This is a genomic window from Salmonella sp. SJTUF15581 (assembly GCF_043356775.1).
Classification (GTDB): domain Bacteria; phylum Pseudomonadota; class Gammaproteobacteria; order Enterobacterales; family Enterobacteriaceae; genus Salmonella; species Salmonella enterica.
This window is the reverse complement of sequence record NZ_JBEUJY010000009.1, coordinates 53,773-74,233: the sequence shown is the minus strand read 5'-3', so window position 1 is coordinate 74,233 and position 20,461 is coordinate 53,773. Positions and strand designations below refer to the sequence as shown.

19 protein-coding genes and 1 pseudogene are annotated in these 20,461 nt (G+C 53.4%); 14 read left to right on the top strand and 6 right to left on the bottom strand.

Annotated features, from left to right (window positions below):
* Positions 1-32: 32 nt before the first annotated feature.
* Genes cyoA through cyoE form a run of 5 tightly spaced genes read left to right on the top strand, consistent with a single transcriptional unit; the run spans position 33 to position 4,826 of the window.
* Complete coding sequence (gene cyoA, locus ABVN36_RS16200; protein ID WP_001239448.1) at positions 33-989, top strand: cytochrome o ubiquinol oxidase subunit II; 957 nt, start codon at positions 33-35, stop codon at positions 987-989.
* Between the two features lie 10 nt (positions 990-999).
* Positions 1,000-2,991: a cytochrome o ubiquinol oxidase subunit I gene (gene cyoB, locus ABVN36_RS16195; protein ID WP_000467158.1), complete on the top strand. Its 1,992-nt coding sequence runs from the start codon at positions 1,000-1,002 to the stop codon at positions 2,989-2,991.
* Entirely contained in the window at positions 2,981-3,595 is a 615-nt protein-coding gene (locus ABVN36_RS16190) for a cytochrome o ubiquinol oxidase subunit III (RefSeq protein WP_000179833.1), read from the top strand. The genes cyoB and ABVN36_RS16190 overlap by 11 nt, the downstream gene beginning before the upstream one ends.
* Positions 3,595-3,924 (top strand): cytochrome o ubiquinol oxidase subunit IV, encoded by a 330-nt coding sequence (locus tag ABVN36_RS16185; protein ID WP_000019878.1) that lies wholly within the window; start codon positions 3,595-3,597, stop codon positions 3,922-3,924. Before ABVN36_RS16190 ends, ABVN36_RS16185 begins: the two co-directional genes overlap by 1 nt.
* A gap of 11 nt (positions 3,925-3,935) precedes the next feature.
* Entirely contained in the window at positions 3,936-4,826 is an 891-nt protein-coding gene (gene cyoE / locus ABVN36_RS16180) for a heme o synthase (protein WP_000971352.1), read from the top strand.
* Between the two features lie 47 nt (positions 4,827-4,873).
* Here the strand turns inward: cyoE and ABVN36_RS16175 are convergent, their stop codons facing one another.
* Positions 4,874-6,343 (bottom strand): tetratricopeptide repeat protein, encoded by a 1,470-nt coding sequence (locus ABVN36_RS16175; RefSeq protein WP_023137935.1) that lies wholly within the window; start codon positions 6,341-6,343, stop codon positions 4,874-4,876.
* 11 nt (positions 6,344-6,354) lie between these two features.
* Positions 6,355-7,866, bottom strand: coding sequence for a tetratricopeptide repeat protein (locus ABVN36_RS16170; protein WP_023137934.1), 1,512 nt, complete (start codon positions 7,864-7,866; stop codon positions 6,355-6,357).
* Positions 7,867-8,040: 174 nt separating this feature from the next.
* On the opposite strand from ABVN36_RS16170, the pseudogene ABVN36_RS16165 reads away from it, so the two are divergent.
* Both ABVN36_RS16165 and ABVN36_RS16160 read left to right on the top strand, forming a co-directional pair.
* A pseudogene (locus ABVN36_RS16165) lies at positions 8,041-8,172 on the top strand (IS5/IS1182 family transposase); the annotation flags it as partial.
* Positions 8,173-8,402: 230 nt separating this feature from the next.
* Complete coding sequence (locus ABVN36_RS16160) at positions 8,403-9,767, top strand: MFS transporter (RefSeq protein ID WP_001000938.1); 1,365 nt, start codon at positions 8,403-8,405, stop codon at positions 9,765-9,767.
* A 46-nt stretch (positions 9,768-9,813) separates the two neighbouring features.
* On the opposite strand, the gene ABVN36_RS16155 is transcribed toward ABVN36_RS16160, so the two are convergent.
* Complete coding sequence (locus ABVN36_RS16155; protein WP_001138913.1) at positions 9,814-10,305, bottom strand: YajQ family cyclic di-GMP-binding protein; 492 nt, start codon at positions 10,303-10,305, stop codon at positions 9,814-9,816.
* Positions 10,306-10,430: 125 nt separating this feature from the next.
* On the opposite strand from ABVN36_RS16155, the gene panE reads away from it, so the two are divergent.
* Both panE and yajL read left to right on the top strand, forming a co-directional pair.
* A complete protein-coding gene (gene panE, locus ABVN36_RS16150) occupies positions 10,431-11,342 on the top strand; it encodes a 2-dehydropantoate 2-reductase (RefSeq protein ID WP_000705816.1) in 912 nt (303 codons plus the stop codon).
* Complete coding sequence (gene yajL / locus ABVN36_RS16145) at positions 11,305-11,895, top strand: protein deglycase YajL (protein ID WP_001275809.1); 591 nt, start codon at positions 11,305-11,307, stop codon at positions 11,893-11,895. The genes panE and yajL overlap by 38 nt, the downstream gene beginning before the upstream one ends.
* 96 nt (positions 11,896-11,991) lie before the next feature.
* Here yajL and phnX read toward each other — a convergent pair whose 3' ends face one another.
* Together phnX and phnW are read right to left on the bottom strand one after the other, a co-directional pair.
* Positions 11,992-12,801, bottom strand: coding sequence for a phosphonoacetaldehyde hydrolase (gene phnX / locus ABVN36_RS16140; RefSeq protein ID WP_023137933.1), 810 nt, complete (start codon positions 12,799-12,801; stop codon positions 11,992-11,994).
* 9 nt (positions 12,802-12,810) lie between these two features.
* Positions 12,811-13,914, bottom strand: a complete 1,104-nt coding sequence (gene phnW / locus ABVN36_RS16135; protein ID WP_000203966.1) for a 2-aminoethylphosphonate--pyruvate transaminase — start codon at positions 13,912-13,914, stop codon at positions 12,811-12,813.
* Between the two features lie 139 nt (positions 13,915-14,053).
* Between phnW and phnR the strand changes: the two genes are divergently transcribed.
* From phnR to phnV, 5 genes are all read left to right on the top strand, one after another.
* On the top strand, positions 14,054-14,773 hold the full coding sequence (phnR, locus tag ABVN36_RS16130; RefSeq protein ID WP_000836268.1) for a phosphonate utilization transcriptional regulator PhnR: 720 nt from the start codon (positions 14,054-14,056) through the stop codon (positions 14,771-14,773).
* Positions 14,774-14,970: 197 nt separating this feature from the next.
* Positions 14,971-15,984: a 2-aminoethylphosphonate ABC transporter substrate-binding protein gene (gene phnS, locus ABVN36_RS16125; RefSeq protein WP_000778008.1), complete on the top strand. Its 1,014-nt coding sequence runs from the start codon at positions 14,971-14,973 to the stop codon at positions 15,982-15,984.
* Positions 15,985-15,989: 5 nt separating this feature from the next.
* Positions 15,990-17,099 (top strand): 2-aminoethylphosphonate ABC transport system ATP-binding subunit PhnT, encoded by a 1,110-nt coding sequence (gene phnT / locus ABVN36_RS16120; protein ID WP_023137932.1) that lies wholly within the window; start codon positions 15,990-15,992, stop codon positions 17,097-17,099.
* Between the two features lie 2 nt (positions 17,100-17,101).
* Complete coding sequence (gene phnU, locus ABVN36_RS16115; RefSeq protein ID WP_000052716.1) at positions 17,102-17,962, top strand: 2-aminoethylphosphonate ABC transporter permease subunit; 861 nt, start codon at positions 17,102-17,104, stop codon at positions 17,960-17,962.
* A gap of 2 nt (positions 17,963-17,964) precedes the next feature.
* Positions 17,965-18,762 (top strand): 2-aminoethylphosphonate ABC transport system, membrane component PhnV, encoded by a 798-nt coding sequence (phnV, locus tag ABVN36_RS16110; RefSeq protein ID WP_000909793.1) that lies wholly within the window; start codon positions 17,965-17,967, stop codon positions 18,760-18,762.
* Positions 18,763-18,805: 43 nt separating this feature from the next.
* Here the strand turns inward: phnV and thiI are convergent, their stop codons facing one another.
* Positions 18,806-20,254 (bottom strand): tRNA uracil 4-sulfurtransferase ThiI, encoded by a 1,449-nt coding sequence (gene thiI / locus ABVN36_RS16105; RefSeq protein WP_000668655.1) that lies wholly within the window; start codon positions 20,252-20,254, stop codon positions 18,806-18,808.
* Positions 20,255-20,461 lie beyond the last annotated feature (207 nt).

The window sequence follows — 20,461 nt, the reverse complement described above, 5'->3', positions numbered from 1 at the left end:
GCCACCAGGTCCCGTGGAATTGAGGTCGTTAAATGAGACTCAGGAAATACAATAAAAGTTTGGGATGGTTGTCATTAATTGCAGGCACTGCATTACTCAGTGGCTGTAATTCTGCGCTGCTGGATCCCAAAGGACAGATTGGACTGGAGCAACGTTCGCTGATACTGACGGCATTTGGCCTGATGTTGATCGTCGTTATTCCCGCCATCTTGATGGCTGTTGGTTTCGCCTGGAAGTATCGTGCGAGTAATAAGGATGCGAAGTATAGCCCGAACTGGTCACACTCCAATAAAGTGGAAGCCGTGGTCTGGACGGTGCCTATCTTAATCATCATTTTCCTTGCCGTACTGACCTGGAAAACCACGCACGCGCTTGAACCAAGCAAGCCGCTGGCGCATGACGAAAAACCGATCACCATCGAAGTGGTTTCCATGGACTGGAAATGGTTCTTCATCTATCCGGAGCAGGGTATCGCCACCGTCAACGAGATCGCCTTCCCGGCGAACACGCCGGTTTATTTCAAAGTGACCTCCAACTCCGTGATGAACTCCTTCTTTATCCCGCGTCTGGGTAGCCAGATTTATGCCATGGCCGGTATGCAAACACGTTTGCATCTGATCGCCAACGAACCCGGAACCTACGATGGCATCTCCGCCAGCTATAGCGGCCCGGGCTTCTCTGGTATGAAGTTTAAAGCTATCGCCACCAAAGACCGCGCAGAATTCGACCAATGGGTCGCAAAAGCGAAGCAGTCTCCGAACACCATGAATGATATGGCGGCGTTCGAGAAAGTGGCTATGCCAAGCGAGTACAACAAGGTGGAATATTTCTCCAGCGTGAAACCAGATTTGTTCAAGGACGTTATTAACAAATTCATGGACCACGGTAAGAGCATGGACATGACCCAACCTGAAGGTGAGCACAGCTCGCATGAAGGAATGGAAGGTATGGACATGAGCCACGCGGAATCCGCCAACTCCAAGGGTTGAGGAAGATAAGATGTTCGGAAAATTATCACTGGATGCAGTACCGTTCCATGAACCTATCGTCATGGTAACGATCGCTGCAATTATCGTCGGGGGACTGGCGATACTGGCAGCGATTACTTACTTCGGTAAGTGGACCTACCTATGGAAAGAGTGGTTAACGTCAGTTGACCATAAACGCCTCGGCATCATGTATATCATCGTCGCGATTGTGATGCTGTTACGTGGTTTCGCCGATGCCATCATGATGCGTAGCCAGCAGGCGCTTGCCTCCGCAGGCGAAGCGGGTTTTCTACCGCCGCACCACTACGATCAGATCTTTACCGCTCACGGCGTAATCATGATCTTCTTCGTGGCGATGCCCTTCGTTATCGGTCTGATGAACCTGGTGGTTCCGCTGCAGATCGGCGCGCGCGACGTTGCTTTCCCTTTCCTGAACAACCTGAGCTTCTGGTTCACCGTTGTCGGCGTTATCCTGGTTAACCTCTCGCTGGGCGTGGGTGAATTCGCGCAGACAGGGTGGCTGGCTTATCCGCCGCTATCGGGAATAGAGTACAGTCCCAGCGTCGGGGTCGATTACTGGATATGGGCGTTGCAACTCTCGGGTATTGGTACGACGTTAACCGGTATCAACTTCTTCGTGACGATCCTGAAGATGCGTGCGCCGGGTATGACAATGTTCAAGATGCCGGTCTTTACCTGGGCCTCTTTGTGCGCCAACGTACTGATCATCGCCTCTTTCCCGATTCTGACGGTTACCGTCGCGTTGCTGACCCTGGATCGCTATCTGGGCACCCATTTCTTTACCAACGATATGGGCGGCAACATGATGATGTACATCAACCTGATTTGGGCCTGGGGCCATCCGGAAGTGTACATTCTGATTCTGCCGGTCTTCGGGGTATTCTCCGAAATCGCAGCGACCTTCTCGCGTAAACGTCTGTTCGGCTATACCTCGCTGGTTTGGGCGACCGTCTGTATTACCGTACTGTCGTTTATCGTTTGGCTGCACCACTTCTTCACGATGGGCGCAGGCGCGAACGTTAACGCCTTCTTCGGTATCACCACCATGATTATCGCCATCCCGACCGGGGTGAAGATCTTCAACTGGTTGTTCACCATGTATCAGGGCCGTATCGTCTTCCATTCCGCAATGATGTGGACCATCGGCTTTATCGTGACCTTCTCGGTCGGCGGTATGACCGGCGTGCTGCTGGCGGTACCGGGCGCGGACTTCGTCCTGCACAACAGTCTGTTCCTGATTGCGCACTTCCATAACGTGATCATCGGCGGCGTGGTGTTTGGCTGCTTCGCGGGTATGACCTACTGGTGGCCGAAGGCGTTTGGCTTCAAGCTGAACGAAACCTGGGGTAAACGCGCCTTCTGGTTCTGGATTATCGGTTTCTTTGTAGCCTTTATGCCGCTGTACGTACTGGGCTTCATGGGCATGACCCGTCGCCTCAGCCAGCAAATTGATCCGCAGTTCCATACGATGCTGATGGTTGCCGCTGCCGGTGCCGCGCTGATTGCGCTGGGTATCCTGTGCCAACTGATTCAGATCTTCGTTTCTATTCGCGACCGCGATCAGAACCGCGATCTGACCGGCGACCCATGGGGTGGCCGTACGCTGGAGTGGTCAACCTCGTCTCCGCCGCCGTTCTATAACTTTGCCGTTGTGCCGCACGTTCACGAACGTGACGCCTTCTGGGAAATGAAAGAAAAAGGCGAAGCGTACCAACAGCCTGGACAGTATGAAGAGATTCATATGCCGAAAAATAGCGGTGCCGGTATTGTTATCGCCGCCTTCGCGACGGTATTTGGCTTCGCCATGATCTGGCATATCTGGTGGCTGGCGATAGTGGGTTTCGCAGGCATGATCATCAGCTGGATTGTAAAAAGCTTTGATGAAGATGTGGATTACTACGTGCCGGTCCCGGAAGTCGAAAAACTGGAAAACCAGCATTTCGATGAGATTACTAAGGCAGGGCTGAAAAATGGCAACTGATACTTTAACGCACGCGACTGCCCACGCGCACGAACACGGGCACCATGACGCAGGCCAGAACAAAATCTTCGGATTTTGGGTCTACCTGATGAGCGACTGCATTCTGTTCTCTATTCTGTTTGCTACCTATGCCGTTCTGGTGAACGGCACCGCTGGCGGCCCGACAGGTAAGGACATTTTCGAACTGCCGTTCGTTCTGGTTGAAACCTTCCTGCTGTTATTTAGCTCCATTACCTACGGCATGGCGGCGATCGCCATGCACAAGAACAACAAGAGCCAGGTTATCTCCTGGCTGGCGTTGACCTTCTTGTTCGGTGCCGGATTTATCGGGATGGAACTCTATGAATTCCATCACCTGATTGTTAACGGTATGGGCCCGGATCGCAGCGGCTTCCTGTCTGCGTTCTTCGCGCTGGTCGGCACGCACGGTCTGCACGTCACTTCCGGTTTGATCTGGATGGCGGTGCTGATGGTGCAAGTTGCCCGTCGCGGTCTGACCAGCACTAACCGTACCCGCATCATGTGCCTGAGCCTGTTCTGGCACTTCCTGGATGTGATTTGGATTTGCGTATTCACTGTTGTTTATCTGATGGGGGCGATGTAATGAGTCATTCTACCGAGAGCGGCGGCGCATCCCACGGCAGCGTAAAAACGTACATGACCGGCTTTATCCTGTCGGTCATCCTGACGGTTATTCCATTCTGGATGGTGATGACCGGCGCTGCCTCTCCGGCCGTTATTCTGGGATCTATCCTGGCAATGGCAGTGGTGCAGATTTTGGTGCATCTGGTGTGTTTCCTGCACATGAACACCAAATCTGATGAAGGCTGGAACATGACGGCCTTCATCTTTACCGTGCTGATCATCGCCATCCTGGTTGTGGGCTCCATCTGGATTATGTGGAACCTCAACTACAACATGATGATGCACTAAGAGCGGCGAGTATGATGTTTAAGCAATACCTGCAAGTAACGAAACCAGGCATCATCTTTGGCAACCTGATCTCGGTGATCGGGGGATTTCTGCTGGCCTCAAAGGGCAGCATTGACTATCCCCTGTTCATTTATACGCTGGTCGGGGTGTCACTGGTTGTGGCGTCGGGTTGTGTATTTAACAACTACATCGACAGGGATATCGACAGGAAGATGGAAAGGACCAAGAATCGGGTGCTGGTCAAAGGCCTGATTTCTCCTGGCGTCTCGCTGGTATACGCCACCCTGCTGGGTATTGCTGGCTTTATGCTGTTGTGGTTTGGCGCCAATCCTCTGGCCTGCTGGCTGGGGGTAATGGGCTTCGTGGTCTACGTTGGCGTGTACAGCTTGTACATGAAGCGTCACTCCGTTTACGGAACGCTGATTGGTTCTCTCTCCGGCGCAGCGCCGCCGGTGATTGGCTACTGCGCCGTAACGGGCGACTTTGACAGCGGCGCGGCGATCCTGTTGGCTATTTTCAGCCTCTGGCAGATGCCGCACTCTTACGCCATCGCCATTTTCCGCTTTAAGGACTATCAGGCGGCCAATATCCCGGTTCTGCCGGTGGTAAAAGGAATCTCAGTCGCTAAAAACCACATCACGCTGTATATCATTGCGTTTGCCGTTGCAACGCTAATGCTCACGTTGGGCGGTTATGCCGGTTACAAATACCTGGTGGTCGCCGCGGCGGTCAGCGTTTGGTGGCTCGGCATGGCGCTACGCGGTTACAAAGTGGAAGATGATAAGGTCTGGGCGCGCAAGCTGTTCGGCTTCTCTATCATTGCGATTACCGCGCTGAGTATCATGATGTCCGTTGATTTTATGGTGCCGAATTCGCAGAATCTGCTGACTTACGTCTGGTAAGACTTTTGATGGCGTATCGCTTGATACGCCATTATTTTCGCTCGCAGTTACAGAAAAATGCCTGCCTTAAGCATATCCATCTCTTTACCGTTAACCATTCCCGTCACAGCAGTCACGCTATAGCTATCAACATCGCAAAATTCCGGCTGATAGACAGGTTGTAATGTCGATTCACGGAGCGTATCAGACTTATACCCTTGTAAATTGCGGTTCTGCGTATTTAGCCCAAAAGGCTCAAATGCGATAACCTGCTGTGACATCGCCCCGGCCTTATTTTTCAGCGCCAGTGAGACGCGTAAATTCTCTATACTGCTGATTCTGTCCGTTTTGACGACAAACTCCAGCTCGCATGCATAGCCGCTGCCCTGGCTCGCACCGAAAACACGATCACGATTGAAGGTTAACTTCGGCAAATTCTTTTCACGCATTGCCACAGCCTCAGCGCGGGCCTGTCGGTCTTTTTCGCAGGTCACCTGAAAATGGGGATCGTCTGCAAAACTTGTTCGCCCCTGAGCAAACAACTCCGCTGCCTTCCGGCAGTCCGTGTCGACAAACTGACCGTTGGTATACATCCAGGCAAGATAGTTTAAAGCGCGAGACTTGCCCATCTTCGCCGCCCGTTCAAAGAATTCAAACGCCCGAGCGTAATCAAGCGGAACCTGCGTCCCGGAGTAATAGCTCTCACCAAGATTTATGAGCGCATCGGCATTCCCCTGCGCAGCCGCCAACTCGTACCACTGCACCCCCTTCTGCAGATCGCGCTTAATCCCTCGTTTTCCATTCAAGTAGAAGTAACCGAGTATATTCTGCGCATCAGCCTGGCCCAATTCAGCAGCCTTGCGGAACCATTGCAACGAACGCGCCTCTTTATCGTCGACCTCAACAAAACCAGAGTCATAGAGGCTACCAACGATAAAGTTAAGTTCAGGGTCTCTCTCCTGCGCCCACAGCTCCGCAAGGTGCAGGATATCCGCCTTTGAATAACCCAGGCGCGTGATGCGCGCGGCCATCGCGCTCCCGCCGCCGGCATACTGGCGTAATGTTTCAATAAACCGGGAACGCTGAGTAATATCGCTTTCCGCGGCTTGCTTTGCCGTATCTATTTCGTCGGCTATCAGGCGCGTCACCGTCTGCGCATCAGTATCGATGTCTGCTTTACTGGTTTTATCCGCAAGCTCTTTTGCCAAAACGTCATCCTGCATCACCCCCAGGCCATGCAGATAAAAATAACGAGCGTTGTAGCAGCCATAGGGTTCTTCAACATGACAAGCCTGCTCATAATACTTGATAGCCTGTATCGTATCTTTCGGCACAGCAACGCCGTACTCATAAATAAACCCCAGTTCTGCCAGCGCTTGGGCATTATTATCCTTAGCTAACGCTTTTAGCTCATTTAGCGCCTGAATATCTTTCTGCGCAATACGGCTATACAACGCGTCAATATCATCACCTGCCTGGCATACCGATGCGAAAGAAAGCCCAAGCAGAAGCAAAAGATTCCATTTCCGTTTTATCATTTTTCATTCCCTTATTCTTTATCTAAAAAGCGCACACTGTCAGCTTTCAGTAAATCGACATTCTTACCGTTAATCGTTGCCGTAGCGGATTTCAGCGTAAAATGGATATCGCCGATCCCGTGACAAAAATCTTGCGTATACAGCGGGAGATCGTATGTGGTAATGAGAGGATCAACATCATGATTTTGCATATCTATCCCCAGGGTATTCAAACCGAATGGCGGAATCATTAACGTTTCCTCAGTTGCCATTCCATCATCATTTTTCAGCTCAAGCGTAATATGCAAATTCGCCATGTTACGGATTTTATCTGTGCCAATCTGAAAAATTAGTGCGCATTCTTTCGGTTTAGCCGTTATCCCGCGAGAGAAAATACTCTCTTTTTTTAGGGTTACTTTGGGTAAAGCATCCGCGTTGTTTTTTCGACTCTGAATATCCGCTTCGCATTTACTCAAAAATATTTTTTCCTCAACTTTCTTACCTACATATCGAGATGCTTTCTTGTAATACGACCAGGCTTTATCACAGTCAGGTGCAGTACCTAAACCGTTATAATACATCCAACTCAACGGCATCGTTGAGCGCGAATTAGTACCATCATTTTCAACCTGCGTAAATAATGCCAGCGCTTTAGCGTAATCAGTGCGCCCTGTTGCGCCAGAATAATAGATTTTACCTAGCGCAATCTGTGCATCGCTGTCACCCTGCTCAGCCGCCTGCCCATACCATTTTTGTGCTTCCTGAATGTCTGGCTTAATCCCCCACTCATCGCCCTCTCCCCCCGAATAAATACCCCCCAAGAGAGATTGGGCCTCAACGACGCCTTTTTCCGCGGCGGCGCGAAACCATTTCAACGAGGCTGGCCTGGCCTTATAAGGCTCATCCACATAATGACCAGAGAAATCATTAAGGGTGAGTAACCCCAGTTGATAATCCATTTGTGGATCGCCGTCCTGTACCCATAGCGTAGCAAGTCGGAACGTTTTTTCCTGATTAAATCCGATACGACTAAAAAAAAGCGCATCGCTCTCTGGCCTATTATTTAGACGATTAAATAGTGCATTAATAAATTCTGGTCGCTGCGATTTATCCGTATCGGCCAATACTTTTGCCGTGAAAATTTCTTGCGAAAACTTATCGATATAGTCTTGCTCAATCAATAAATTATCCAGATTCATTTTTTTAGCATACTTATTGGCCTGAGCACTATCTTTCGCCACTCCGTCGCCATACTGATAAGCATACTTCACATTATAGCAACCATAGTTACCGCCAAGTTCACAGGCCTGCTTGTAATACTGCAACGCCTGTTCGCGATTCATCGGCACACCAAGGCCGTATTCATGAATAAACCCCAGTTCATCCAGAACCGAAGCTCTTTTTTCCACAGGCAAAGCATCAAGATCCTTCTGGGTAAGCGCAGCATATTTTACATCATCTTTACCGTTGTTCTCTGATGCATTTACCTGGCTAACAAATAAAATACCCGCCAAAATACATAATGATAAATATTTAATTTCCATAACGAATTCACTCCTTGAATAATATAATAAATGCGACTGCTGACGAATCTTCTGCCTGATAAACGCGCGCCATCACGCAGAAAGTTTGCTATCAGTCTCGGCGTTGTTGAATAAATCAAATTTTCAGAAGATGGGCGGTTCTGATCATCGCAGTCGTTTCAGAATCGGCTTCCTATGGCAAAGCAAAAGTTTAAAGTCACCCACCGGCCAGCCACACTCAGGCAGCGCGGTTCGCTGACAGTCTGGCTTGACGAGTTCTGCTATTGCGATATGGAGCAACAGCGCACACCGCCTGAAGGCCGTGGCTAACCGCTACACTATACTGATATGGCTCAGATAGCCACTACAGCTCAAGGAGATCGGAATATGAATGAGCACAAGGCTATGCTGACTCTCCCGATCGCCCCTATCGTGTTAACAATTTATCTCTTTTTTAGCTCAACTGTTTCAAAAACATAATATTTGCTAATTAACCCTCTATTTACCCGGCACACTCCCCGCACTACACTACTCCCAGCTTTTATACAGAGGTGGCAATGAACGATTATAAAATGACGCCAGGGGAGCTGCGCGCCACATGGGGTTTAGGGACCGTCTTTTCGTTGCGTATGCTGGGTATGTTTATGGTTCTACCAGTACTGACCACATACGGTATGGCGCTACAGGGCGCCAGCGAAGCATTAATCGGCATTGCGATCGGCATTTACGGGCTGGCGCAGGCTATCTTTCAAATTCCCTTTGGGCTGCTGTCCGACCGCATTGGCCGTAAGCCGCTGATTGTCGGCGGACTGGCGGTATTTGTCGCGGGCAGCGTCATTGCCGCGCTCTCTCACTCAATCTGGGGCATTATTCTGGGGCGAGCGCTACAAGGGTCCGGCGCTATTGCCGCCGCCGTCATGGCGCTCCTGTCTGATCTCACCCGAGAACAAAACCGTACCAAAGCGATGGCGTTTATCGGCGTCAGCTTTGGTATCACTTTCGCGATTGCGATGGTATTAGGGCCGATCGTTACCCATAGTCTGGGATTGAACGCGTTGTTCTGGATGATCGCCGCCCTCGCCACCCTGGGCATTCTTCTGACGATCTGGGTGGTTCCCAACAGTACCAACCATGTGCTGAATCGCGAATCCGGGATGGTCAAAGGCAGCTTCAGTAAAGTGCTGGCGGAGCCGAGGCTGCTCAAGCTCAATTTCGGCATTATGTGTCTGCATATTTTATTGATGTCCACCTTTGTCGCCCTGCCCGGCCAGCTTGCCGATGCCGGTTTCCCTGCCGCCGAACACTGGAAGGTGTATCTGGCAACCATGGTGATCGCCTTTGCCGCCGTCGTGCCTTTTATTATCTATGCTGAAGTCAAACGGCGGATGAAGCAGGTATTCCTGTTCTGCGTGGGGCTCATTGTCGTCGCAGAAATCGTGTTGTGGGGAGCGGGCCAACATTTCTGGGAGCTGGTGATTGGCGTACAACTCTTTTTCCTCGCCTTTAATCTGATGGAGGCGCTGCTGCCTTCGCTTATTAGCAAAGAGTCGCCCGCGGGGTATAAAGGAACGGCGATGGGCGTCTATTCTACCAGTCAGTTTCTTGGCGTGGCGCTTGGCGGCTCGCTGGGCGGCTGGATAGACGGCACGTTTGATGGGCAAACCGTTTTCCTTGCCGGGGCCGTACTGGCGATGGTATGGCTGGCAGTGGCAAGTACCATGAAAGAGCCGCCCTATGTCAGCAGCCTGCGCGTGGAAATTCCAGCGGATATCGTTGCTGACGACAGGCTAAAACAGCGGCTGTTGGCAATGAAAGGCGTAAGCGAAGCGCTGATCGTGGCGGAAGAGCATTCCGCTTACGTCAAAATCGACAGCAAAGTGACCAATCGCTTTGAAGTTGAACAGCTTATCAGCAAAGGATGAATGCTGCATTGCCGGATGGCGGCGAGGCTCTATCCGGCATAACAACTTAATCGCGGAAGTTTTTGAACTGGAACGGCTGGCCCAAATCGCCGCCGCGAACCAGCGCCATTACCGATTGCAGATCGTCACGTGATTTGCCCGTCACGCGAATCTCTTCCCCCTGAATTTGCGCCTGCACCTTCAGTTTGCTGTCTTTAATCAGCTTGACGATTTTCTTCTGCACGGCGCTTTCAATGCCCTGCTTCAGCTTCGCTTCCACATACCAGGTTTTACCGCTATGCACGAACTCGTCCGGTACATCCAGCGAAGCGCCTTCAATACCGCGTTTAAGCAGCTTGGCGCGCAGAATATCGAGCAACTGATTGACCTGGAAATCAGACTCGCTCAGCACCTTGATGGTTTTATTGGCATCGTTCAGTTCAATAGTCGCCTCTACGCCACGAAAGTCAAAACGAGACTCAACCTCGCGAACCGCGTTATCCACGCCGTTACGCGCTTCCTGCAGATCAACTTCAGAAACAATATCGAAAGATGGCATCTTTTCTTCTCCCTTCATTTTCGTTGCGTTGCATAATACCTGCAACGAGGCTTAACGAGAAGCTTAGCTGATGACGCTATAATTAGCGCCATAACACCTGGCGCTGTTGCAGGTGAGGAGGAACAATGAAAATTACTGTACTGGGATGCGGAGCCTTAGGACAACTTTGGCTTTCGGCACTGTGCAAACACGGACATGACGTACAGGGCTGGCTACGGGTGCCACAACCTTATTGCAGCGTAAATCTGATCGATACCGATGGTTCCTTTTTCAACGAATCACTGACGGCAAACGATCCGGATTTTTTGGCGAAGAGCGAACTGTTGTTAGTCACGCTGAAAGCGTGGCAGGTTTCCGACGCAGTACGAACCCTGGCGTCAACCCTACCGGTGACGTCGCCTATTCTGCTCATTCATAATGGAATGGGAACCATAGAAGAACTGCAAAATATCCAACAGCCGATGTTGATGGGGACTATCACCCATGCTGCGCGCCGCGACGGTAATATCATTATTCATGTCGCTAACGGTACTACGCATATTGGCCCGGCACGCGAGCAAGACGGCGATTACAGTTATCTCGCCGATATCCTGCAGGGGGTACTGCCCGATGTCGCCTGGCATAACAATATCCGCGCAGAGATGTGGCGCAAACTGGCGGTCAACTGTGTTATCAACCCGCTCACCGCGCTTTGGAACTGCCCGAACGGCGAGCTGCGCCATCATACTGATGAAATTAACGCGATTTGCGAAGAGGTCGCCGCCGTGATTGAACGTGAAGGCTACCACACATCGGCAGACGATTTACGCTATTATGTTGAGCAAGTGATTGACAGTACGGCAGAAAACATCTCATCCATGTTGCAGGACGTGCGTGCCATGCGCCATACCGAAATTGACTACATTACCGGTTATTTACTCAAGCGCGCCCGCGTGCACGGTCTCGCCGTTCCGGAAAATAGCCGCCTGTTTGAAATGGTAAAGCGAAAGGAGAGTGAGTATGAGCGCTCAGGCACTGGTATGCCTCGCCCCTGGTAGTGAAGAGACCGAAGCGGTCACCACTATCGATCTGCTGGTTCGCGGCGGAATCCACGTCACTACCGCCAGCGTCGCCAGCGATGGCAACCTGACGATTGTCTGCTCGCGCGGTGTAAAGCTGCTGGCGGATGCGCCGCTGGTTGAAGTTGCCGACGGCGATTATGACATCATCGTGTTGCCCGGCGGAATTAAAGGCGCCGAGTGCTTTCGCGACAGCCCGCTGCTGGTCGAAACCGTAAAACAGTTTCACCGCTCCGGGCGCATTGTCGCAGCCATTTGTGCCGCAGCCGCCACAGTGCTCGTGCCGCACGATATCTTCCCTATCGGCAATATGACCGGTTTTCCGGCGCTGAAAGATAAGATCCCCGCCGAACAGTGGCAGGATAAGCGTGTGGTGTGGGATGCGCGGGTAAAATTATTAACCAGCCAGGGACCGGGTACCGCTATCGATTTTGGTTTGAAAATCATCGACCTGTTGGTTGGTCGTGAAAAAGCGCATGAAGTGGCTTCGCAACTGGTGATGGCGGCGGGGATTTATAACTACTACGAATAAGAATGATTGCCGGATGGCGGCGTAAACACCTTATTCGGCCTACAAAACGGTACAGTCTGTAGGCCGAATAAGCGGCAGCGCCATCCGGCAGTTATTTTACGGACGTTCGCCCTGCGCCAGACGCGCATTAATATGCGCAATCACCCCAGGTAAATCCGCCAGTGAATCCACCACGTAATGCGCCCCGGCGGCGTACAGCTTGCTGGCCGCGTGCTCGCGGCGGACCGCAACGTCCTCTTTCGACATTGTCTGATAGGCGTCCCATGTTGCGCCGAATTCGTTACCCGATACCGCCAACCCCACCGTCCACATCCCCGCGTTAAGCCCCTCGCTAATGCCCGGCGCGGCATCATCTACCTTCACACAGTGCGCGACCGCATCAATGCCCAGCGCAATCACGTTTTGCAGCGCCATCCACGGCCCCGGGCGGCCACCCGCGGCCAGGTCGTCCGTTGCCACCCAATGATCCGGACGATAACCATGCTCAGCGGCGGCAGGGACCAGGCGCTCCATCACCGCTCGTGGGTAACCGGAGCAGGAGCCTATCTTGATACCCTCGGCTCGTAGCGCCGCGATCGTGTCGATAACTCCGGCAATAGGAGAAGAAAAATCGACAACTTTAGCAATCTGTAACGGCATGAAGGCGGAATAGATGGCATCAATATCTGCTGCGTTCATGGAGCGGCCAAACTTTGCCTGCCAGCGCGCGTCAACAGCAGGTAATTTTCCCAGCGCTTCAATGTGTTGCCATTTACCCAGCCCCATTGGCACGCGTGCTTCGGCGAGGGTGATCTCCACATCAAATGCCTGACGGAACGCCTCGACGAAAATTTGCGTCGGCGCGAAGGAGCCAAAATCGACGGTGGTGCCCGCCCAGTCGAGAATAACAGCGTGAATACGGTTCATCATGGTTCCTTATTTCATCCAGTACATGGCGGTACGAATGGCGGTCAGCAGGGCCGTGATATCGGCGGCATATACTTCGCCAATGTTGCCGATGCGGAAGCAGTCGCTTTGCGACACTTTGCCTGGATAGATAACAAAGCCCTGCTCTTTGAGGCGGCGATAAAATTCGCTAAAGCGATACTGCGGGTCTTCCGGTGAATAAAAGGCGGTGATAATGGGCGAGTGAAGTTCGTCATCCAGCAGCGTGTTAAAGCCCAGCGCCCGCATTCCGGCCACCAGGCTGCGCTGATTTTGCTGATAGCGTTGATGACGTGCCGCCACGCCACCTTCTTTCGCCAGCTCTTTCAGCGCCTGTGCAAACGCCAGGACGGTATGTGTGGGCGAAGTAAAACGCCATTTGCCGTGGTTATCCTCCATGCAACGCCACTGGGCGTAGAGATCTAACGACAGCGAGCGGGAACGCCCTTTGCACGCGGCCAGTTTTTGCTCGCGGGCAATCACGAAGGCAAAACCCGGCACGCCCTGAATGCATTTATTGGCGGAGCTGATCAGATAGTCGATGTGTAATGTTGCAATATCCATGGGGATGCCGCCGAAGCTGCTCATGGCGTCAACGATGTAGGTTTTGCCATAGCGATGCGCCAGAGCGCCCACCTCATCAATGGGGTTGAGCATCCCGGTGGTCGTTTCGCTATGCACCATGGCGATATGGCTGATCGTCGGGTCGGCGTTGAGGATCGCGTCGATCGCCTGCACGTCCGGGCGCGCAACTTCGCCGCAGTCGTAAGCGTGATGGGCGATACCCATAAGGCCGGACATCTCGACCATTCGTGCGCCGTATGCACCGTTGCTGACGATCAGCACCTTATCCTGCGGCCCCAATGCGCTGCCCAGTACGGCTTCCACAGCATAGCTGCCGCTGCCTTGCAGCAGTACGGAGGTGTAGCCTTCGGAGGCCGTTGCCAGTGCGGTTAGCTGCTGGCGGATCTGTTCCACCACGCCGATATTGTAATCATCATCCCAGGTACAGCTATCGAACAACATCGCTTCTTTCACGGTACGAGAGGTGGTGAGCGGGCCAGGAGTCAGCAGCAGATAGTTACGCGAAGTCATGTTATTTACCTTTGGTCTATACCAGATTGCATTTATCATGACGATCTTTGCCGCGATGGGTCAAAGAGAAAATCGCGCTGCAACAAAAAATTCATCTCTGCTTGTATAATGGCGGCAGGCAAAACGGAAACGAGTAAGCATGAAATCTATCCCGGGTGATATCCCGCAGTACCTGTTGATCAAGGCGCAGCTTCAGGCGCGTATTCAGAGCGGTGCGTTGAAAAGCGGTGATAAACTGCCGTCTGAACGCGAACTGTGCGCGATCTTCAACACCACGCGCATTACTATTCGCGAAAGCCTGGCGCAGCTGGAGTCCAGTGGGCTTATCTGGCGCGCCGATCGTCGCGGTTGGTTCGTTACGCCGGAACGCCTGTGGCTGGATCCGACCCAGAATACCAACTTCCATAAGCTTTGCCGCGAGCAGGGGCGGGAGCCAAAAACCGCGCTACTGAGCGGCGTGTTAACCACCGTGCCTGTCGAGGTCATGGAGCCCCTCCAGCTCCAGCCGTTTGATCAAATCTATCTGCTGACCCGTCTGCGTTACGCCGATGGCCGCGCCGTGTGCTACTGCGAAAACCATTGTTTGCCCGCCCGCGTGCCTGAGCTGCTGCAGTACGATCTCAACGGCAGCCTGACCGAGGTATACGAGTCGCACTACAACCTCGTCTATACCAGCATGCATCTGTCGTTCTACCCCACCGCCATGCCTGCGCAGGCCGCACAGGCGCTGGGAGTTATGGAAGGACGCCCGGCGCTGTTGCTGCGCCGTCTGAACTACGATCAACACGGGCGAGTGCTGGATCTGGATATCGAATACTGGCGTCACGACAGCCTGCGTATTGAGGTAGATACCCACTAGCGGATGCGCCGGATGTTGGCTGCGGGACTTATCCGGCCTACCAATCGTATCGTCTCACGGCTATCCGGATAAGCGCAGCATCATCCGGCGTGGACTGATTTATTTCTCTTTCATCGTTTTGTCATATAAGCCGTTTAGCGTAAAAAGCAAACCTGGTATAGGCCAGAAAATGCAACGTACGCTATGAGGCTATTACGATGAAACTTTCCCGACTTGCTCTGCTGTCTGTCTTCGCTCTCGCCAGCGCCCCGTCATGGGCGGAATCGGTGGTCACGGTGTACTCCATCGACGGGCTGCACGATGGCGATAACAGCTGGTACCAGGTGCAGTTTGACGCGTTCACCAAAGCGACCGGCATTACCGTACGCTATGTTGAAGGCGGTGGTGGCGTGGTAGTGGAACGTCTGGCAAAAGAGCGTACGAATCCGCAGGCCGACGTGCTGGTAACCGCGCCGCCATTCATTCAGCGCGCCGCCGCCGAAAAGCTGCTGGCGAACTTTAACACCGACGCCGCATCGGCTATCCCCGATGCCAACAACCTTTATTCGCCGCTGGTAAAGAACTATCTGAGCTTTATCTACAACAGCAAGCTGCTGAAAACTGCCCCGGCGAGCTGGCAGGATCTGCTTGACGGTAAATTCAAAAATAAACTCCAGTATTCCACGCCAGGTCAGGCCGCTGACGGCACGGCGGTGATGCTGCAGGCTTTCCACAGCTTCGGCAGTAAAGATGCCGGTTTTGCGTATCTCGGCAAGCTGCAGGCCAATAACGTCGGGCCATCTGCCTCTACCGGCAAGCTAACCGCGCTGGTTAATAAAGGTGAAATCTACGTCGCTAACGGCGACCTGCAAATGAACCTCGCGCAGATGGAACGTAACCCGAACGTGAAAATCTTCTGGCCGGCCAACGACAAAGGCGAGCGCAGCGCGCTGGCCATCCCTTATGTCATTGGCCTGGTCCAGGGGGCGCCGCAGAGTGAAAATGGTAAAAAGCTGATTAACTTCCTGCTGAGTAAAGAAGCGCAGACTCGCGTCAGCGAACTCTCCTGGGGAATGCCGGTACGCAGCGACGTGACGCCGAGCGACGAACATTACAAGGCCGCCACTGCCGCGTTAGAAGGCGTGCAGAGCTGGCAGCCAAATTGGGATGACGTAGCCGTTTCGCTGTCGGCAGATATTAGCCGTTGGCACAAAGTGACCGAAAGCGAGTAAGCCTGATGCTGATGAAAACGACTGCCGTTCACGCCCCTGCATCGCAGGGGACATCGGGGATAGTCCTCGACTCGCTGCGCGTTGCGTATCACGGCAACGTGGTGCTTAAACCGCTCTCTTTGACGATTGAACCTGGCGAAGTGCTGGCGCTGATTGGCCCATCAGGATCTGGAAAAACGACGGTGCTGCGTGCGGTTGCGGGCTTTGTGCAACCTGCAGGCGGTCGTATTCTGATTGGCGATACGGACGTCACCCATCTGCCACCCTATAAACGCGGGTTGGCGATGGTGGTGCAGAACTACGCCTTGTTCCCGCATCTGAAAGTGGAAGACAACGTCGCTTTTGGCCTGCGTGCGCAGAAGCAGCCAAAGGCGCTAATTAATGAGCGTGTAACGCAGGCGCTGAAAACGGTTGGCATGAGTGATTACGCCACCCGTTATCCGCATCAACTTTCCGGCGGCCAGCAGCAACGCGTGGCCATCGCCCGCGCGATTGCCGTGCGCCCACGCGTGCTGTTGCTGGATGAACCACTGTCAGCGCTGGACGCACAGATTCGTCATAATATGGTGGAAGAAATCGCCCGTCTTCACCGTGAGCTGCCGGAACTCACTATTCTCTACGTCACCCACGATCAAACGGAAGCGCTCACCCTGGCCGATAAAATCGGCATTATGAAGGATGGCTCGCTGATTGCTCACGGCGAAACCCGCGCGCTATATCAGCATCCGCCCAATCGTTTTGCCGCCGAATTCTTAGGCCGCGCCAATATTCTCTCCGCCATCGCGCTGGGGATAACGGAGGTTCCGGGGCTGGTGGACGTCAGCTGCGGCGGTGCGGTGATTCGCGCGTTCAGCCGGGGCAGCCACCACGGTTACAACAAACTGCTGTGCATTCGTCCTCAGCACCTCAGCCTGACGCCGCGTTCGGCCTACAGCAACCGCTTCAACGCCACACTGCAATCGGTGCACTGGCAGGGCGATTTAACCCATCTGCTGTGTGACATTGCTGGCGAAACGGTGCGGATGGTGTTGACGCATGTCAATCCGCTGCCGCGCGTGGGCGACAAGCTGGCGCTGTGGTTCGAACCGGATGATGCGGTCCTGATTGAGGTATAACCATGTCACTCATTTTACCTCTGGAAAAACCGGCGCTTAACCTACGCCCGCTGCTGTGGCTGCTGCTCCCGTTGCTGGTGCTGGCGACGCTGTTTTTCTGGCCACTGTCGCTCATCGTTGAACAGGCGCTACGCGGTGCCAATGGCGAGATCGGGCTCGAGACCTTCCGCCAGGTGGTCGACTCGAAACGCTTTGTCGGCGCGTTACTGAACACGTTGCAAATCGCCTTTTTCGCCACCGCCGGTTGCCTGCTGCTGGGCAGCGTGATGTCGCTGATTCTGGTGTTTATTCCTTTCCCCGGCAGCGAGTTGATTGGTCGGGTCGTCGATACTTTTATTGCGCTGCCGACCTTCCTGATTACGCTGGCGTTCACCTTTATTTATGGGTCAGCGGGTCTGCTCAACGGTACGCTGATGAGCCTGTTTGCCTTTGAGCTACCGCCGGTAGATTTTCTCTACTCGATGCAGGGCGTCATTCTGGCGGAGATCACGGTGTTCACTCCGCTGGTGATGCGGCCACTGATGGCCGCGCTGCGGCAAATTGATAAAAGCCAGCTAGAAGCAGCCAGCATTCTGGGGGCGCACCCGTTACGGGTGATTGGGCAGGTGATTTTCCCGGCGGCGCTACCGGCGCTGATGGCTGGTGGCAGCCTGTGCCTGCTGTTGACCACTAACGAGTTTGGCATCGTACTGTTTATTGGCGCGAAAGGGGTTAACACCCTGCCGATGATGGTTTACAGCAAAGCGATTCTGGAGTCCGACTATACGGTCGCCTGCATGATTGCGTTGATTAACATTGTCTTGTCGCTGGGGCTGTTCTCCCTCTATCGCCTGGCGGCATCGCGTACCGGCGTAAGGAGCTAGCCATGCTAATTTGGTCACCTAAAGGACGCGCAGCGGCGGGCGTTGTGGCTAGCGTACTGTTTATCGTGTTCTTTTTCCTGCCGCTGGCGGTGATTCTGATGTCCAGCCTTAGCCAGCAGTGGAACGGTATTCTGCCGAGTGGCTTCACGCTGAACCACTTTGTTAACGCTCTGCACGGTGCGGCATGGGATGCCCTACTTGCCAGCCTCACGATTGGCTTTTGCGCCAGCCTGTTTGCGCTGCTTTGCGGCGTTTGGGCGGCGCTGGCGCTGCGTCAATATGGGGTGAAAACGCAGAAATGGTTAAGTATGGTGTTCTATCTGCCGAGTGCGATTCCGTCTGTGTCCGTAGGCCTGGGCATTCTGGTTGCTTTCAGCCAGGGGCCATTGCAAATGAACGGCACCCTATGGATTGTGCTGACAGCGCACTTTGTGCTGATTTCCGCCTTTACCTTCAGTAACGTGTCGACCGGACTGGCGCGAATTTCCGCCGATATTGAAAACGTCGCGTCGAGTCTGGGGGCATCGCCCTGGTATCGTCTGCGTCACGTGACGTTGCCGTTATTGATGCCGTGGATGGTGTCAGCGCTGGCGCTGAGTTTATCGCTCTCCATGGGGGAGTTGGGCGCGACGATGATGATTTATCCGCCGGGCTGGACGACGCTGCCGGTGGCTATCTTTAGCCTGACCGACCGTGGAAATATCGCCGACGGCGCGGCGCTGACCATTGTGCTGGTGGCCATTACGCTGCTGCTGATGATGAAGCTGGAGCGCATTGCAAAACGGTTGGGGCAGAAATAAAACGGTAGGCCGGGTAGGACATAGCCGCCACCCGGCAAAGGAATTACGGGCGATACACCTTCACATTGGCAAACCCCTGCTCGCGCAGATAGAGCGCCTGCAGGCGACTCATTACGCCGCGTTCGCACCATAGCAGCCAGGTTTTGCTCTGATCGAGGTCGCCAAATTTAGTGCTCAGCTTGTAGAAAGGCAGCGAAACGACGTCGACGCCTTCCACTTTCAGCGGCTTGTCATCCTGCTCATCGACAGAACGGATATCCAGAATCACATCGTTGGCACCAAAACCGCTCACGGTTTCTACTTCCACCACCTCCTGCTGGGTCTGCTGGGCGATTTCACGAATATCGACGTTGCTCGCTTCTTCTACCACCTTATCGAGAATACTGAAGTCGAAATTTTCTTCTTCGGCTTCAATTTTCGCTTTAATGGCTTTCACCGTCGGACTTTTTGAAATCACGCCACAGTATTCCGGCATCGTACGGGCAAAATCTTCCGTACCAATCTGGCGCGCCAGGTTGATAATGTGCTCTTTATCGTAAGAGATCAGCGGGCGCAAGATCAGCGTGTCAGACACGTTATCGATCAAGCGCAAATTGGTTAGCGTCTGGCTGGACACCTGGCCCAGCGCTTCGCCGGTCACCAGCGCCTGTACGCCGTAACGTTCCGCCACTTTCGACGCCGCGCGTACCATCATACGTTTGAGCACCACGCCCATCTGGCCGTCGTCAACTTTCTCCAGAATCTCGCCGACCACCGGTTCGAAGTTAATCGCCACAAAACGCACGCGATGGGAGCTGCCAAAGCGGTTCCACAGGTAATGCGCCACCTGGCGAACGCCGATTTCATGCGCCGCGCCGCCAAGGTTAAAGAAGCAGTAGTGTACGCGGCAGCCGCGACGCATCAGCATATAGCTGGAGACGCCGGAGTCAAAACCGCCGGAGATCAGCGACAGCACATCTTCCTGGGTGCCAATCGGGAAACCGCCAATACCTTCATAACGCCCTTTGATCAGCAGCAGGCGATCATCTTCCACTTCCAGATGCACCGTCACATCCGGGTTAGTGAGCTTCACGCGCGCCGATTCAATATGCTGATTTAATCCGCCGCCGACATAGCGCTCCACCTCAATGGAGCTAAACTCATGCTTACCGCGACGTTTTACGCGCACGCAGAAGGTTTTGCCTTCAAGCTGCTCGCGATACTGCGCCAACGCTTTCTCGAAAATGTCGTGCATATCGGTGAACGGCACATCTTCGACTTCAAGAATATGGTGAATCCCCGGAATGCGGGTCAGCGCGTCGCGAATCGCCAGACGCTGGTTTTCATCTTTGGCGCGAACTTCAATGTTATCCCAGTGACGGACAACCGCGAGGGTCTCATCGTAGTGCTTTAAAACGTTACGGATGTTCCCGGTTAAAATTTTTATAAAGCGCAAACGCACAGATTGGCTTTTGATAGTGATTTCCGGGAACAATTTAATGATAAACTTCATGGCGGCAATGGTTCTTTAGCAAGCAATCTAAGGCTTGTCGTGGAGAAATAGTACAGCAGCCCATACCTACGGCTGCATCCAGGCGCGGAAGTATATCACTATCACGGACATCTTGCGCATTTCCCCTTACCATTGCGCGTTATTTGCTTATCAGTGTGAGTCCGTTACCATAGACTTGTGCTGCCATTACAGAGAGTCAAACAGTCA